Source organism: Bradyrhizobium sp. P3_C3 (assembly GCF_056402655.1).
Genome location: NZ_JBFUGY010000009.1, coordinates 35370 through 49976, shown reverse-complemented (window position 1 = coordinate 49976; position 14607 = coordinate 35370). Strand labels below are relative to the sequence as shown.

Below are 14607 nucleotides of genomic sequence, written 5' to 3'. Positions count from 1 at the left end.
GGTGGTTCTGCCTGAAGCAAGTTGCGCGGGATCATTGAACAGATGAGGACGGGAGAGCATCCGTTCAAATGAAAACGAATTCAGATGCTCCGCGGCAGGACAGACATCATTCGTACCGGCATCACCGCTTCTCGATCGCTCATGGAGCGGTGAGCTCCCGCGACCGTGAGCCCGAGGCGCCGTCGGCGCGCTTGCGTGCCGCATCCTGCGCGGCAAGAATTGCGGCTCGCCTGACCTTGGCAAAGGCGCGGATCTCGATCTGCCGAACCCGCTCGCTGGAGATCGAAAGCTCGAAGCCGAGTTGGTCCAGCGTAACCGGGCATTCCGCCAGCCGCCTTGCCTCCAGAATATGACGCTCGCGCGCCGTGAGCATGCCCAGCGCAACGCGCAAGGCGTTGGTACGGCGCTCCGTCTGCTCATGATCGGCGAGCACCGTCTCCGCGTCGATCGCCTGATCGACCAGCAACGCTTCCCATTCGGTTCCTTGCTCGTCGTCGCCAACGCGCGCGTTCAGCGACATGTCACCGTTCAGGCGGGAATCCATCTCGATCACCTCACGCGCCGTGACGTCGAGCCTTTCCGCGATCGTCTCGGCGACATCGGGCGTGAGCGCCGCCATCGCGCCGCCCGCGGCTTTCCTCATCTCGCTACGGAGCTTGAAGAACAGCTTCTTCTGCGCTGCCGTCGTGCCGATCCTGACCAGAGACCAGGAGCGCAGGATGTATTCGTGAACCGAGGCCTTGATCCACCAAACCGCATAGGTGGAGAACCGCGCACCGCGGCCGGGTTCGAAGCGTGACGCCGCGATGACGAGGCCGAGATTTGCCTCCGCAATCACATCGGCCAAGGGCAGACCGTACCCCTTGTAGCCGCGCGCCACCTTGGCTGCGAGCCGGAGATGGCTCGTGACGAGCGCGTTCACGGCACCACGGTCCCGCGTCTCGCGCCAGCGGCGTGCAAGCTGCTGCTCGTGACCGGGCTCAAGCAGTTCATAGCGCTTGATGGCCGCGGAATAGGCGCTGAGGAAGGAGGACGATGGGGCTCCGGCCGCGACAGCCATGGCACTATTCCTCACGCCTTCGGGGCGGATCTGCATCTGTCACTCCCACATACGAAACCGGCGAGCGGACTCTAGGAAGCCTCCGAAGGTGGAGGCCACTGAATTGAGCGTAACAAACCTGAATTCGCCTTCAGACATTCGGCATGTCACTCGGCATGTCATGGCATCGAGAACATCACGCATCATGAGGGGCATCACATCTGATTGACGGCTGCGAGAGTTGGGGTCCGGGACCGGCATGCGGCGGCTTTGCTCGCCCTCCCGGTCCAGGCAAGGATCTCGATCCGCCCGCCGGGAGCCGGACCGATGATCAATCGAAAGCCATGCAGCTTGACGATGGCAGCCACCAGGCTCAGTCCCAGCCCAACCCCCGGCGTATTGCGCATCTTGTCGGAACGATAGAATCGCCGCAGCACCGCTTCGCGCTCCTGCGTGCTGATGCCGGCTCCGGTGTCACTTACGCGCACGAGCGCCGTGTCGTCTTCCGACACCAGCTCGAGCCTCACCTGGCCGCCGGGCGGCGTGAACTTGACGGCATTGTCCACGAGATTGGCCATCGCTTCGAACAACAGGTCCCGATCGCCCCACACCTGCACATTGCGATCGATGACGACGCCAAGCCCGATGCCCTTGTCTTCGGCGATGGGCTCATAGACGTCGCACACCTCGCGCAGGATCTCGTCGAGCGCAACGTTACCGAAACCGGCGGTGCGGCGGCTGTTCTCGATCTCAGTGAGGCGCAGCAAGGCGGTGACGATCGCGAGCGACTGATCGATTCCGGCCATTGCCTTGTCCGTGACCTCCTGGAGCTGCTCCAAAGTGGTCGCATGCGTTCGGCCGCGCTCCAGCGCCAGGCGTGCGCGCGTGAGCGGCGTCCTGAGATCATGGGCGATATCGTTGCCGACACCGGCAAGCGCGTTGATCATGGTCTCCATCTCGGCGAGCATGCCGTTGACGATCCTGGCCAGTCGCGCGAACGGATCGTCGGAATTGTCCTCCGGAAGCCGCTCGCGCAACTCCCCGGCCACGATCCGCTGTACCCGCTGGTTCACCTCCTCCACGCGTCTCTGGGCGCGAACACTCAGCCACGCTCCGGCCAGCAGACAGAGGCAGAACGCCGGCAGCAGGCCAAGCGCGAGCGCCTGCCCCACGACACTCGAGATTTCGCGCGTCTCATCGACATTCCGTCCCATCACCAGGACATCGCCGTTCTCGAGACGCCTGCCCACGACCCTGATGACCGGTCCGTGGACCGCCGATTTCTCAATGAGGTCGAGCCGCACACCCTGCGCCGCTCCGCCGAGATCGAGTGCGCGCGGCAAGCTGTCGATGTTGCCGGCAAGCCGGGTGCCGGCACCATTGAAAAGTCCCGCGTACTGCACGCCTCTGGAATCCTGCTCGAGATGATCGGAGATCGCTCCGATGCGGCGCGCCGACGGCAAATCGGCAATGAAATTGATCCGGGTCATGATCATGCGGTCGGATCGCGCGATCAGATAGTCATCGAGCTTCCAATAGGTGAACGCGAACAGCCCGACCACGAACAGCGCAAATGCGGCCGCCACCGCCAGGGCCCAGAGGAACGTGTTCGAACGGATGAACTGAATTTGGCGCATCGAACCGGCACTCGATATTCGTCCGAGATGTGCTCCGCGCCCCCCTGGGTTTCGCGCCTCTATACGCGCGAACGCAGAATGAAGCCGGAGCCGCGAACATTGTGGATGAGCTGCGTATCGCCGGGACCATCGACCTTGTGGCGCAGCCGGCCCATATGCACGTCGATCAGATTCGTCGTTGCCGGAACGAACTTGTAGTTCCAGACCTCTTCGAGCAGCATCGCGCGCGTGAGCAACTGATCGCTCCGGCGCATCATGTATTCGAGCAGGCGGAACTCGCGCGGCAACAGGTCGATCTCTCGCTCGTCCCGTCGCGCGGTCCGCTCGATCAGGTCGAGCTCCAGCGGCCCGACATGCAACGTGGTCTCGCGGCTGTCCATCGGACGGCGCAGCAATGCCTCTATCCGTGCGACGAGCTCGATGATTGCAAACGGCTTGGTGAGATAGTCGTCTCCCCCCATGCGCAATCCGCGCACCCGATCGTCCACGGCGCCGAGCGCACTCAGAACCAGCACCGGTGTCCCGACCCGATCCTTGCGCAGGGCCTCGATGACGGTCAGCCCGTCCATTCCGGGCAGCATGCGATCGACGATCATGGCATCCGGACACGCCGCGCGCGCCCGATCGAGACCGTCGACGCCGTCAGGGGCCCATTGGACGTCAAAACCGCGATCGGCGAGTTCGGCGACGATCACCTCGGCGGTTTCGGCATCATCTTCGATCAGAAGAATCCGCGTCATGATCCTGCTCCCACGTTCTGCGAGGCGTTTCGGCCTGCGGCGGAGGAGCACGGGCTCGGCGGTCCGGAGCGTCATGTTCAATGCCCGCCCGCTCTGAACGCGCGGCGCCGCGCCAGCCTGCCATAGGCCACTCGTTGTCTGACGAGATAGTCCTGCGGAGCATGGGGCACCACTAAATACCGATTCAGGAAGCGCGCCGTGCCCGTCGCCAACAGGGCCAGCGCGATGGCCATACGTCTCGCTGTCGTCGTGATCATCTTCCGCCTCCATTCTGAACTGCGCTTTCATGAACATATGCCTGCGATGCGCTCCCCGTTACTCTCAAGGCAACGGATGTTGCGCATTCGCACGATCGTGCTTGCAGCGCCGCGCCGGGTCACAGGCCGTTGAAATCCGGTGAGCAATTCGTGCATTTGGACAACGCCCGGCCGTCCATACGTTGATGGTGAGCCGCTTGGTCGGCCTGATGTCATCAAAGGAGAAGCCGAAATGACCACTCTCAAACTCTTGTCGACGGGATTGATTGCAGCCGCCGTGCTCGGGGGACCTGTCATGGCGCGCGAGCACCATTCCGTCATGCGACAGCCCGCGATGACAACCGATACGGCCGCACCGGATGCGCCCTTCTATCAGCAGGGAGGCCGCGTCTGCGTTCCTGCGCCGCGCGTCGGCGCTTTCGCGACGGCGCCGTGGACCGGCAACAACGTGCCTTGCGAGCCCGGCACGGGCAGCTTCTGATCACGGCATTTCCCTGGCCGGCCGGGCGCCTCGGTCGGCCGCTCCTCATCGAACGAAGGGGGCGGGCTGGAACGTTCAGCCCGCCCCCTTCTGTGAGCCGCGGCCCCCGCGGCAGGGTCAACTTCCCTACCGGTGCGCCTCGTTCCTGAAGTCGAATTTAGTGGGATTGCCGCGCATCGCTCCTACCTCTCCTTTCATCACGAGCCTTGTCATCAGGAGCTTTTGGCGACGGCACGACGCGGAAGCGGACTGCATGGATGACCAGGCAGATCGACACGAAAGGAGTGTCCCATGAAACGAGCAATCATGATTTTGGCAACGGCGGCGCTTGCCTCGACCCTGGCCATCGGAGCGGCCGAGGCGCACGGCGGTGGCGGCGGCGGCGGCCACGGTGGTGGCTTTGGCGGCGGCGGCCACGCCAGTTTTGGCGGTGGTGGCTTTGGCGGCGGACATATGGGCTTCGGCGGCGGCGGCGCGCATTTCGGCGGCATGGCGCGTGATGGAGGCTTTGGCGGCGAACATCTCGGATTCGGCGGTCATGCCGGCAACGGCGGCATCGGCCTGCGCCAACATGCGTTCCACCGCTTTGGTCGCGATCGACCCGGATACGGATTCTACGACGCCTATCCAGATTGCTACGATTGGTACGAGCTGCACCCCGACCAGCCGTTGCCGCTGAGCTGCAGCTAGTCTGCACACACGGCGCTCCGCCGTCGGTCCAGACCTACCGCGGAGGTTGCGGTCCCGGCCCGCTCACGACTTGGCCGAGCCTGGCTCGGCCATTTTGCGATGCTGGTTTGCCAGCAAGCTCTAGGAGGGGCGGAAGCCCGGAGGCATCGTTCGCCAGACTTTGTCTTTGAGGCAATAGGCACGGGCGCCCTCGGGAATATCTTCGGCGGCGCCGCCCTCATGTTGCTCGTAAAGGAGCGCCGGGAACAGCCTCCCTTTGATCACCTTAATCATATCACCACGTCGAATGTCCGCGCCGGCCGTTCCCGTCAAAACCGACATGATCCCTCGCGAAGCGCACGTAGCATGCCAAACGAGCTCGTCGACCGGACGGGCTTGCCTGAAGCTATCTCGAAGCGGAACGGTCTTCCAATAACCCGAAAGGACTACTCCCTGAACGGGCTGCCCTTGCCGCCTGATGCCGAAGAGTCTGCGAGGATCCGGCTGCGGAGCGCGCGCAAGGCGGCTGGTTCTGAGGAGTTGCGTATCTCAAGTCCGAACCGCACCGCCCCGGGAAACCCCACTCGCTTCGCCGGATGGAAGCGGCCCCCTAAGTCCTAGCTCGTTTCTTGGCAGCAGCGGCCCCGCCAACGCGGTTACAATATAGCGGGGCCGCCTGCCCTACGGACGTCGGTGCTTAACCTGAGCCCGAAGGCCACCAGATTTTACCCCGAGCCGCCGAGAACGCGGATTGGTCGAAAGAGGCACCCATTTCGGAGCGTCCCGGTCTGTCAGACCAGCATCCTGCTTTCGACAGCACCTCTTTCTGAAGCGGAAGTGGCGCGACCGGACCGACTATTCGACGGTCACGGACTTCGCGAGATTTCGCGGCTGGTCCACGTCGGTCCCCATAATCGCGGCACTGTGATAGGCAAGGAGCTGCAGCGGCACCGCGAGAGCCAGTGGCGCCACGATCGGGGGCATATCCGGTAAGGCCAGGACCGAGCAACCACTGGACGCGGCGAGTGAAGCACCTCTCTCGTCGGTCAAGAGGATGATGCGGCCCCCACGGGCGATCACCTCCTGCATGTTCGACATGGTCTTTTCGAACGTCGCGTCGTACGGCGCAATGACGATGACCGGCAGGCCCTTGTCGATCAGCGCGATCGGTCCATGTTTGAGCTCACCGGCCGCATAGCCCTCTGCGTGAATGTAAGTGACCTCCTTGAGCTTGAGGGCTCCCTCCAATGCCAGCGGATAATTGGTGCCCCGGCCTATGAACAGAGCGTCTCTGGCCCTGGCGATCTCACGCGCGAGCTCATGGACTTTCGGCTCCAGTTCGAGCGCGCGGGCCATATAGTCTGGAATCTCGGCAAGGGCCCGGACGAGTGAGCGCTCGTCTTCGGCCGAGAGCACACCGCGACTGCGACCGGCACCGATTGCAATGCAGAGCAAGATTGCCAGCTGACAGGTGAACGCCTTTGTCGATGCGACCCCTATTTCCGGACCGGCCAATGTGGGCATTACGATGTGGCTCGAACGAGCCATCGTCGAGGTTTGCACGTTGACGACAGCGAGAACGCGCTGGCCGTGGGTCTTGGCGAACTCCAACGAGGCGAGCGTATCGGCCGTTTCGCCGGATTGCGACACGAAAATCGCCAGATTGCCCGCGCCGAACGGGACGTCGCGATAGCGGAACTCCGATGCAACATCGATCTCGACCGGGAGCTTGGCGTAGCGCTCGAACCAGTACTTCGCAATCAGACCGGCGTAGAAGGAAGTCCCGCAAGCGACAATCGACACGCGATCGACTGTCCCGAAGTCCACATCCACGCCCGCCGGCAACCTGATTGTCCCGTCGCGCGCGATATATTGCGCAAGCGTCTGCCCAACCACCTTCGGCTGTTCGTGAATCTCCTTCGCCATGAAGTGGCGATGCTCGCCCTTGTGAACAATCACGGCGGCACCGGCGATTTTGGCCGACGTACGGCGCAGGCGCGCGCCGTTCACGTCGATAAACTCGATCTGCTCCCTGGTCACGACGGCGAGGTCGCCGTCCTCAAGGTAGGCGACAATGTCCGTCAGAGGCGCGAGCGCCATCGCATCCGACCCCAGGAACATTTCGCCGCAACCGTAGCCGACAGCAAGCGGCGAGCCCTTTCGGGCACCGATCAGGAGATTGTCGTGCCCCTCGAACAGGAAGGCGAGCGCGAACGTTCCGCTCAAGCGCGGGAGCACCTTACGCACCGCTGCGACCGGCTCGTATCCGTTCTTCCGCTCGCGGCTAACGAGATGCGCTACCACTTCGGAGTCGGTTTCGGTCGCAAAATGTGCACCGGCCGCTTTGAGATCATTGCGCAACTCTCGATGGTTTTCGATGATCCCATTGTGCACGATCGCCACACCATCAACCATGTGAGGATGCGCATTCGTCTCATCGGGACGGCCGTGCGTTGCCCAGCGGGTGTGACCAATTCCGATCCGCCCGGCAAGCGGCTCCGAGTCGAGCCGACTCTTGAGGTTCACGAGCTTTCCGACCGCACGACGTCGCGTCAGCGAACCGTCCTCGAGAGTAGCAATACCGGCCGAGTCATATCCGCGATATTCAAGCCGCTTCAGCGCATCCAAAAGAAGAGCAGAGGCTGGGCCCCGCCCGACGACACCAACAATTCCGCACATGGCCTCTCTCCGAGCAACTACTAACGGGCCCACCAAGCGCAACCACGATTGCGGGCAATCTCCTAACGCGACGGCATCGGCCTGGCCCCCTCACCTTTGGCCTGCCCTGCTGCGCATGCTTCGGCGAGACGCTCAAGCTAGCCGCCTCCCGGCCGCCCGCGCGCCTGTCGAACATCGTCGACAACATTGGCGAGTAGTATCGTGGGACGCGAATTCTAGCACGCGCAGCCGCCGATTGTATGATGATGACGGAGTAGACCTCATGCCCATAAGCTCCGCACTTGATCGCTACACCGACGCACGCATGACCATTCGTTCGGTTTGTCGCGGCCCGTTCGCGAGCTCGGCGACGATGCGATTGAGCTGATGAAGCGCCGGGATTTGCGCTGACCGGCGCAGATTGAACGCGAGATGCTCTTTCCGAAACATCGAAAACAGTGAGACTCCTGTAGAGTTCGTTGCCAGCGCGTAATCCACGACGAAGGCAGCGGCGATCTCGGTGAGGTCGCCCCGGTATCCCATCTCGTAAAGGCCGTTCAGTATTTCTTTCTCCGATCCAAGCCTTGCGACAATCGGATCGACGCTCGAGAATGATCCATACGTGACAAACGTCCTGCGCCGCGCAATCTCCGTCGATCTCTGAAGATTCGGCTCGAGCGGATTATTCGCGATCTGTATCAGCCGGTATGGTAGCGATTCATGGAGGTCGTCAATTCCGCCCTCGTTATTGCCCGCAATCGAAATTGCGCGGGCTTTCCCGTCCTGAACGATGCGCTCGACCGCTCGAATGATGTCTTCGCGAACGACCTCTTCGCGGGTGGGACGGTGGAGAGCAAGCACATCTACATAATCCGTGCGAAGTCGCCTCAAGCTGTCCTCGATGCTCGTCCTGATCAGCTCGGCCGATAGTGGCACTTTGAAGGGCTTCGACTTCATTGCGGAGAGGCGCGGTTGGATCCCGGGAAACACCGCAAGAGCGGCGCGCGCGATCGGCTTCAGGATCCGCTTAACGGCGGAGGTATCACGCGGGCGCATCCCGACCTTTGTGCAGATGGACGCTGCCGCGCTTCCTGGATACGAACTGGCCCAAAATAGACTCGGCCATCCCATCGCCATACGAAGGCGCCACGTCGTACCAGGTTATTCCGGCGTCGTATGCGCGCTCGAGCCCCTCGATCCCCCTGCGAGCCCCAACGCGCCCCCCGAGCGACGCGCAGCCGAAACCGATGCTCGATACATTCGCGCCGAGAGCATCAACACGGACCATCTTCATCGCAAGCACCCCTGACCACGCCGTTTGCGCTCAAGTCACCGACGTCGATCGTTCGACAGCGCGTACTCCAAGCCGACGGCCACGTCGGGCAAGCCCGCCGCTGAAACAACTCTGCAGGTTTGCCTGGCTTCATCTTCATGCAAATGGATGATGACGGGGTTCGCTCGGACATTACATACGCTACGCCCCTGGAATTTGAGACAGTGGCGGGGATGCACGGAGTAATCCGTTCGAGCGGCTGCTGGCAGCTCGGCTCCGCCGCCATCGTCAGGTGTGCTCATTTGCGCAATCGAGATGCGGTCCGATTGAGAGTTAACTTTCTGCGATCGATGGCGCCCTCTTCGCCGTTCGACTTCATCTAACTTGGACAGCGAATGTCATCTCGCTCAGAGCAAGTTGCCGACGACGTTCTGGTGGCCGGAGCTGCTGRCTTCATCGGTTTTCATGTTGCCCGTCGACTGCTCCATGACGGGCGCCGGGTCGTCGGATTGGACAACATCAACAGCTACTACGATYCCGCCCTCAAGCGTGCGCGTCTCGACATTCTTCGCCGCGATCCGCGTTTCTCCTTCGTGGAGATCGATCTCGGACATCGGTCGACGATGGCCGAGTTGTTCGCAAAACATCATTTTGCGAGAGTGGTCCATTTAGCCGCTCAGGCCGGCGTCCGGCATTCGATCGATCAGCCGCACGCTTATGTCGACGCCAATCTTGAGGGGTTCCTCAACGTCCTCGAAGGCTGCAGGCATAACGCCTGTGGTCATTTGATCTACGCATCATCATCGTCCGTGTACGGCGCCAATGCCGAATTGCCATTTTCGACCCGGCATAAAACCGACCACCCCGTCAGCTTCTATGCCGCGACGAAGAAAGCCAACGAGCTGATGGCCCATTCTTACAGCCACCTGTACCGGCTCCCGGTCACCGGCTTACGGTTCTTTACGATCTACGGCCCGTGGGGCCGGCCCGACATGGCGATATTCCTGTTCGCCGACGCGATCGTCAAAGGCAAGCCGATCAAGCTCTTCAACCATGGCCGGATGCGGCGCGACTTCACCTATGTCGACGACGTCACTCGCGTCATCTCGCGGCTGATCGAGCGCGCTCCGGAGGACAACGCCGATGCGGCGGGCGCACCGGCCAAGCTCTACAATGTAGGCAATAACCGCCCGGAAGCGCTGATGCACGTCCTCGAATTGATCGAGAAAGAGCTGGGACGAACCACGGCGAAGGAAATGCTGCCAATGCAGCCTGGGGATGTTCCGGAAACGTTTGCCGACGTTGGCGATCTCATGCGCGATACCGGGTTTTCGCCCTCCACCCCTATCGAAACCGGCATATCCAATTTCGTCCGCTGGTATCGCGACTACTACCGGATATGATTTTTCGAGATCATCTCCCCAAGGGTCAAACCGTCCGCTCCCGAGCGATCGGCGTATCGGTTGCGATGGACGACCAGGCGGGACTTGCGAAAAGAGCGCGGCCCCGGCGGGGGCATTGGGGATTCGCAGGGCCGGGGCCGCAACGCTGCGCCGAAGTGGGCTCCGTCGACGCAACATCATCGTAGTCCTCGAGAAGCAATTGTTCATTCTGAATTCGTGATCATAGAGATCAACGTCGGGGTACCCATCAATGATGATTGAGCCCTCCTAGAATAGCCGCTTGCTATGCGCGCCCCTGCGATGCGAAATCTCGACCGTGATGCGGGGGGCTCGCTGCAGTCATCGGAATGTTCGCGTTGTCCGGAGACATCCATGCCGCGGTATTTCTTTCATATCCACGATGGTCATTCAGTGCTCGACGATGTCGGACTTGATCTCCCCGACATTTCCGCGGCACGGACTACTGCGATCGAACTGAGCGGCGAGATCCTCAAGCACGACGTGATGGACCCACTCCTGCATTACATTTCCTGGCAGGTGGAAGTCAGCGACAGCCCCGAGCTTGGCGGCAGGTCGCTGTTCGTTCTTCAGTTCTCCATCGAGGGATAAGAGACCGAAAACGCAGTTCTGCCGGCGCTTGCGCAATCTGAAGGTGCAATAGTCGCTCGGCTGGGCTTCGGCGAAATGCCCGCATATCGCACTGCAAACAGTGCGATATGATGTCTTAGCGCTCCCCGGGCACCGGATCCGATCCAGCATGCGCCGGTTTGTCCTGCGCCGAATTGGCGCGGTCATCCTGCGAGATGGCGAGGGCAGCAAGCGCAGTGCGATTGCCGATTTCAAGCTTCTGAAAAATGTTGTGGAGGTGAACCTTGATGGTGCCATCCGCAATGTTGAGCCGGCGGCCGATTTCCTTGTTGGACAGGCCACGAGAGACCAGGCGCATGATCTGCCGCTCGCGCTCGGTGAGCACCGCGAGCGCACTTTCCGGATTTGGACTCTGCTCGCGAGGCGCGGCCTGATCGGTGGGTGATAACGGAACAACGGTCTGGCCGTTGGCAATGTCTCGCAAGCCTTGCACCACGGCTTGGCCTGTCATCTCCTTGAGAAGGACACTGTACCCGGCGGGGGCGCCCGCCAACACAAGATCATAGTCCTCGCTGGGCGCGAAGAACACAAACCGCGTTGGTCGGCTGTCCGAATGGCTGAGCGAATTGTTCATCAGCGCGGTCAGCTCCGGCATTGCCGCATCCATGATCGCTATGTCGGGCGCAAGCGTCAAAATTGCCTGGATGCAACTCGCAGCATCGCCGCAGGATGCAACGACCTCAAAATCGGATTCTGAACCGAGAACACTTGCGAGACCCTGCAAAACCATTGGGTGTCGGTCTGCAATCACTACAGTCGCACGACGCATCGGGCGCTCCCTAACCTGCCGCCCCCAAAATTCCCGCGATTGAAGCTACAGGCCCCCGCCCTTGCCGCTCCAACACCAATTGATCACCAACAAATAAACTTCGAGCAATTCCCTAAAGTATCATTTGGCGTAGCGGACCTATGAGGCAAATAACCGCACGAGTCTGTGATCGCAATATACATCAAGTTCGCCGGATCAAAGGGCCGTATGAACCCGGTGGTCACGGCTCACAACCGCTGGAGAGCGGTCTTGCCACTTGGCAAGTTCGAAAGCATCGCGATGGAGCAAGGCTTTCGCGAACGGATTCACCCGCTCACGGCGAACATTCAAAGGTTGAATCAGTATTCTCTTTCGCCCCCAAGTCAATCTCTGACGGCCGTTCACCAACAGCTTGGGGACCCATCGGCCTATAACCAAAGGTATATAGGCAAAATCGAAAGATCGAATCTAACCTTCAGCAATTATTAACTAAACGGCGCCCGGCTTCTGTAAATCGGAAAAAACGGGCTATGTGACGCTTTGTTCCTTTTCCTACGTGTTTTTCATTCAAGTTGTGTCATTGCGTTGGTTGCGGAGGGTAAGATGAGGAGGCGGCAGTCCTACAAAGTTGTTTTGATCGGACGAAATATTTTGCTGCGAGAGGGAATTTCACAAATACTGCATGCGGCAGATTTTCAAATTGCGGTGTCGGCCTCGAGCACCGATGAAGTTACAAGCACACTCCAGGCACATCAGCAGCTCCTATTTGTTATTATCCACAGCACCGGCGAATTCGATGCAGCCATGAAGCACATCGGATTTGTAAGAGAGCACTATCCGGATGCACGCGTCGCGATCGTTTCGGACCACTACCGGCGGGATGAGCTGATCGCGGCCTACAAGGCCGGCGCCAGCGGCTATTTCGTCGACGTAAATTCATGCGACGCTTTCATCAAGTCTATCGAGCTCGTGACGATGGGCGGGACGGTGTTTCCACCGGCCTTCCTGTCATTCGTGCTCGATAGCGGTCTCGATCGCGAGCCTCAACTTCAGCCAGCGATCGAAGAGCGATCAAATCTCCTCGTTGCGGCTGAAGAACGGATAGCGCCTCATCTGTCACCGCGGGAGCGGGCGATTCTCTCCTATCTGATCGAGGGCAATTCCAACAAGTGCATCGCGCGAAAGATCGATATTGCCGAGGCGACCGTGAAGGTTCACGTCAAGGCGATCCTGCGCAAGATACGGGTCCAGAACAGGACGCAGGCCGCAATTTGGGGCATGAACAACGGATCACTGGTGCGGGTCTCGAATGGTCACGCACTGCCGTTGTCAATCGATCGGGAACCTACGTTCAGCCTTGTGTCAAGCGACCGCGGACGTCACGTAATCGGCGCCGCAGAGCCGGACTAGCCTGGCCGATCGGCCTGACGCCCATCAAGCCCTCAACAAATGCTGGGCGGCGCCCATACGCGCCGCCCAGCTAACCGCGCCGGCGCCCGGATCGCCATATTGGCTGCCTTGATAACCGAGGGGCGCAGGATCTGGAGCGCGTCCCGGATCGTCGCCCCCCAGGACTGGTGGCGAAATCTTCCGCGCAATCTTGCAACCCGCAATGCACGCACGACCGTTTCGGGATCAGGAAGCCCTTGCTTGTCCTCGACCAGGCTCCAAGTCAGATTCTTGAGATCAAGGGTCTCCTCATTGATCTGAGAGAACGATTTGGAAGCGGTAATGTTCGCGTGGTCCGTCATATCGTAGAAGATCAGGCCGTCGTCGATCGCCACCATGTCGCCATGACAGGCGAGGTCGACGAAGAACAGCTGGTCCACTCCCCACCTGATGCGCACGCCGGCGATGGCGACCTGTCCAATTTCGACAACATGGCGCTCGTCGGCGTCTTGTCCACTCAGCTCCTGTTCCAGCAGTTCATCGTGGACCGGGCGGAGACACCGCACCGTCTCGAGCTCAGCGTGGACGTCGACTACCAGGACGTACCGGGAGTTTACGCATGATCAACCATCCTGCGCTGCTCCTGCACGATTATCTGATCAACTCGGCTCATCAAAACGGCGCGGAGGTCACGCTCGTCTGCGACGGTCATCGGGTCACCTACGACCAGCTCGAGGTGTGGTCGAACGCGGTCGCGCACCAACTGGTCGAGGCTGGCGTCGAGCGCGACGATCGTGTGATGATCTTTGCCGACAACACCGTCGAGGCAGCCGTCAGTTTCTGGGCCGTCCTCAAGGCCAACGCGATCGTACGCCTCATCAATCCCCTCACGAAGCCCGACAAGCTCGGTTATCTCCTCAACGACTGCCAGCCGACTGCGCTCATTACGCAAACGCGCCTCTATGCGACGTTCCGCGAACCTGCACGACATTGCCCGTCCTTGCGCCGCGTGATCGTGCCCGGCCCAATCGACGACGCGGATTTGAACACACTGCCGCATGCCGTGCGATGGAGCACTGTAACGGCCACCGAGCACGACACAGCCCCCGCGCGCCGCTGCATCGATATCGATCTCGCCGCCATTGTCTACACCTCCGGTTCGACCGGCGAGCCCAAAGGGGTGATGCTGACGCACCGGAACATGATGACGGCGTGTACGTCGGTTTCGTCGTATCTGGACGTCCGTGACGATGAGGTGATCCTCAACGCCCTGCAGCTCGCCTTCGACTACGGCCTGTATCAGATGATCATGGCCGTACGCGCCGGAGCACGCCTTGTTCTCGAGCGCTCGTTTGCTTTCCCCGCTGAGACGCTTCGGCGTATCGCAGAAGAGAGAGTGACGGCTTTTCCGGGCGTGCCGACGATGTTCTCGACTCTGCTGCAGCTTGAGTCGTTGAAGAGTTGCGATTTATCCAGCATTCGCTACGTGACGAGCACCGGTGCCGCCCTGCCGGTCCGGCACCTGGTGGAGCTGAGAAACACCTTCCCCGGCGCACGCATCTACTCCATGTACGGTCTTACCGAATCGGGGAACTATATTCAGTTCAACCCATCGCTGTTGTGTCATTGCGTAGTAGGCTGGAGGGTAAAATGAGGAGGCGGCGG

Annotated in this window: 17 protein-coding genes; 7 read left to right on the top strand and 10 right to left on the bottom strand. The window is 60.9% G+C overall.

All coding sequences use genetic code 11. The features are described from left to right. Nucleotides 1–139: 139 nt before the first annotated feature. From rpoH to AC1DW2_RS12565, 4 genes are all read right to left on the bottom strand, one after another. Nucleotides 140–1060 carry an RNA polymerase sigma factor RpoH gene (gene rpoH / locus AC1DW2_RS12580; RefSeq protein ID WP_477006178.1) on the bottom strand — a complete coding sequence of 307 codons (921 nt, stop codon included), beginning with the start codon at nt 1058–1060 and terminating at the stop codon, nt 140–142. Between the two features lie 194 nt (nt 1061–1254). After that, nucleotides 1255–2676: a sensor histidine kinase gene (locus tag AC1DW2_RS12575; RefSeq protein WP_477006177.1), complete on the bottom strand. Its 1422-nt coding sequence runs from the start codon at nt 2674–2676 to the stop codon at nt 1255–1257. Nucleotides 2677–2735: 59 nt separating this feature from the next. Next, nucleotides 2736–3416, bottom strand: a complete 681-nt coding sequence (locus AC1DW2_RS12570; protein ID WP_477006176.1) for a response regulator transcription factor — start codon at nt 3414–3416, stop codon at nt 2736–2738. A 77-nt stretch (nt 3417–3493) separates the two neighbouring features. Further along, entirely contained in the window at nt 3494–3673 is a 180-nt protein-coding gene (locus AC1DW2_RS12565; RefSeq protein WP_166351845.1) for a hypothetical protein, read from the bottom strand. Nucleotides 3674–3905: 232 nt separating this feature from the next. Here AC1DW2_RS12565 and AC1DW2_RS12560 point away from each other — a divergent pair, with 232 nt between their 5' ends. Together AC1DW2_RS12560 and AC1DW2_RS12555 are read left to right on the top strand one after the other, a co-directional pair. Beyond that, nucleotides 3906–4154 (top strand): hypothetical protein, encoded by a 249-nt coding sequence (locus AC1DW2_RS12560; RefSeq protein WP_071915339.1) that lies wholly within the window; start codon nt 3906–3908, stop codon nt 4152–4154. A 291-nt stretch (nt 4155–4445) separates the two neighbouring features. Beyond that, a complete protein-coding gene (locus tag AC1DW2_RS12555; RefSeq protein ID WP_477006175.1) occupies nt 4446–4844 on the top strand; it encodes a hypothetical protein in 399 nt (132 codons plus the stop codon). 120 nt (nt 4845–4964) lie between these two features. Here AC1DW2_RS12555 and AC1DW2_RS12550 read toward each other — a convergent pair whose 3' ends face one another. From AC1DW2_RS12550 to AC1DW2_RS12535, 4 genes are all read right to left on the bottom strand, one after another. Beyond that, nucleotides 4965–5165: a hypothetical protein gene (locus AC1DW2_RS12550; RefSeq protein ID WP_063984312.1), complete on the bottom strand. Its 201-nt coding sequence runs from the start codon at nt 5163–5165 to the stop codon at nt 4965–4967. A 513-nt stretch (nt 5166–5678) separates the two neighbouring features. After that, nucleotides 5679–7502, bottom strand: coding sequence for a glutamine--fructose-6-phosphate transaminase (isomerizing) (gene glmS / locus AC1DW2_RS12545; protein ID WP_477006174.1), 1824 nt, complete (start codon nt 7500–7502; stop codon nt 5679–5681). A gap of 288 nt (nt 7503–7790) precedes the next feature. Beyond that, on the bottom strand, nt 7791–8537 hold the full coding sequence (locus tag AC1DW2_RS12540) for an aldo/keto reductase (RefSeq protein WP_477006173.1): 747 nt from the start codon (nt 8535–8537) through the stop codon (nt 7791–7793). Beyond that, nucleotides 8524–8769, bottom strand: coding sequence for an aldo/keto reductase (locus tag AC1DW2_RS12535; RefSeq protein WP_477006267.1), 246 nt, complete (start codon nt 8767–8769; stop codon nt 8524–8526). Before AC1DW2_RS12535 ends, AC1DW2_RS12540 begins: the two co-directional genes overlap by 14 nt. Before the next feature lie 380 nt (nt 8770–9149). Between AC1DW2_RS12535 and AC1DW2_RS12530 the strand changes: the two genes are divergently transcribed. Continuing rightward, entirely contained in the window at nt 9150–10157 is a 1008-nt protein-coding gene (locus AC1DW2_RS12530) for an NAD-dependent epimerase/dehydratase family protein (protein ID WP_477006172.1), read from the top strand. A 372-nt stretch (nt 10158–10529) separates the two neighbouring features. Beyond that, nucleotides 10530–10766 carry a DUF6894 family protein gene (locus tag AC1DW2_RS12525; RefSeq protein ID WP_028147263.1) on the top strand — a complete coding sequence of 79 codons (237 nt, stop codon included), beginning with the start codon at nt 10530–10532 and terminating at the stop codon, nt 10764–10766. Nucleotides 10767–10881: 115 nt separating this feature from the next. On the opposite strand, the gene AC1DW2_RS12520 is transcribed toward AC1DW2_RS12525, so the two are convergent. Beyond that, the gene (locus tag AC1DW2_RS12520; RefSeq protein ID WP_075019340.1) at nt 10882–11574 is read right to left on the bottom strand and encodes a LuxR C-terminal-related transcriptional regulator; all 693 of its coding nucleotides are present in this window, start codon (nt 11572–11574) and stop codon (nt 10882–10884) included. A gap of 582 nt (nt 11575–12156) precedes the next feature. Here AC1DW2_RS12520 and AC1DW2_RS12515 point away from each other — a divergent pair. After that, nucleotides 12157–12963: a LuxR C-terminal-related transcriptional regulator gene (locus AC1DW2_RS12515; protein WP_477006171.1), complete on the top strand. Its 807-nt coding sequence runs from the start codon at nt 12157–12159 to the stop codon at nt 12961–12963. A gap of 32 nt (nt 12964–12995) precedes the next feature. Here the strand turns inward: AC1DW2_RS12515 and AC1DW2_RS12510 are convergent, their stop codons facing one another. Continuing rightward, nucleotides 12996–13340 carry a hypothetical protein gene (locus AC1DW2_RS12510; protein ID WP_477006170.1) on the bottom strand — a complete coding sequence of 115 codons (345 nt, stop codon included), beginning with the start codon at nt 13338–13340 and terminating at the stop codon, nt 12996–12998. A gap of 6 nt (nt 13341–13346) precedes the next feature. Between AC1DW2_RS12510 and AC1DW2_RS12505 the strand changes: the two genes are divergently transcribed. Both AC1DW2_RS12505 and AC1DW2_RS12500 read left to right on the top strand, forming a co-directional pair. Further along, on the top strand, nt 13347–13565 hold the full coding sequence (locus AC1DW2_RS12505) for a hypothetical protein (RefSeq protein WP_477006169.1): 219 nt from the start codon (nt 13347–13349) through the stop codon (nt 13563–13565). Then, nucleotides 13562–14596, top strand: a complete 1035-nt coding sequence (locus AC1DW2_RS12500) for a class I adenylate-forming enzyme family protein (protein ID WP_477006168.1) — start codon at nt 13562–13564, stop codon at nt 14594–14596. The genes AC1DW2_RS12505 and AC1DW2_RS12500 overlap by 4 nt, the downstream gene beginning before the upstream one ends. Nucleotides 14597–14607: the final 11 nt, after the last annotated feature.

Excerpts from the sequence above, each read along its gene's own strand:
- rpoH (WP_477006178.1), bottom strand. The coding sequence starts at position 1,060 with ATGGCTGTCGCGGCCGGAGCCCCATCGTCCTCCTTCCTCAGCGCCTAT.
- AC1DW2_RS12575 (WP_477006177.1), bottom strand. The coding sequence starts at position 2,676 with ATGCGCCAAATTCAGTTCATCCGTTCGAACACGTTCCTCTGGGCCCTG.
- AC1DW2_RS12570 (WP_477006176.1), bottom strand. The coding sequence starts at position 3,416 with ATGACGCGGATTCTTCTGATCGAAGATGATGCCGAAACCGCCGAGGTG.
- AC1DW2_RS12565 (WP_166351845.1), bottom strand. The coding sequence starts at position 3,673 with ATGATCACGACGACAGCGAGACGTATGGCCATCGCGCTGGCCCTGTTG.
- AC1DW2_RS12560 (WP_071915339.1), top strand. The coding sequence starts at position 3,906 with ATGACCACTCTCAAACTCTTGTCGACGGGATTGATTGCAGCCGCCGTG.
- AC1DW2_RS12555 (WP_477006175.1), top strand. The coding sequence starts at position 4,446 with ATGAAACGAGCAATCATGATTTTGGCAACGGCGGCGCTTGCCTCGACC.
- AC1DW2_RS12550 (WP_063984312.1), bottom strand. The coding sequence starts at position 5,165 with ATGTCGGTTTTGACGGGAACGGCCGGCGCGGACATTCGACGTGGTGAT.
- glmS (WP_477006174.1), bottom strand. The coding sequence starts at position 7,502 with ATGTGCGGAATTGTTGGTGTCGTCGGGCGGGGCCCAGCCTCTGCTCTT.
- AC1DW2_RS12540 (WP_477006173.1), bottom strand. The coding sequence starts at position 8,537 with ATGCGCCCGCGTGATACCTCCGCCGTTAAGCGGATCCTGAAGCCGATC.
- AC1DW2_RS12535 (WP_477006267.1), bottom strand. The coding sequence starts at position 8,769 with ATGGTCCGTGTTGATGCTCTCGGCGCGAATGTATCGAGCATCGGTTTC.
- AC1DW2_RS12525 (WP_028147263.1), top strand. The coding sequence starts at position 10,530 with ATGCCGCGGTATTTCTTTCATATCCACGATGGTCATTCAGTGCTCGAC.
- AC1DW2_RS12520 (WP_075019340.1), bottom strand. The coding sequence starts at position 11,574 with ATGCGTCGTGCGACTGTAGTGATTGCAGACCGACACCCAATGGTTTTG.
- AC1DW2_RS12515 (WP_477006171.1), top strand. The coding sequence starts at position 12,157 with ATGAGGAGGCGGCAGTCCTACAAAGTTGTTTTGATCGGACGAAATATT.
- AC1DW2_RS12510 (WP_477006170.1), bottom strand. The coding sequence starts at position 13,340 with ATGGTGGCGATCGACGACGGCCTGATCTTCTACGATATGACGGACCAC.
- AC1DW2_RS12505 (WP_477006169.1), top strand. The coding sequence starts at position 13,347 with ATGACAGGCGAGGTCGACGAAGAACAGCTGGTCCACTCCCCACCTGAT.
- AC1DW2_RS12500 (WP_477006168.1), top strand. The coding sequence starts at position 13,562 with ATGATCAACCATCCTGCGCTGCTCCTGCACGATTATCTGATCAACTCG.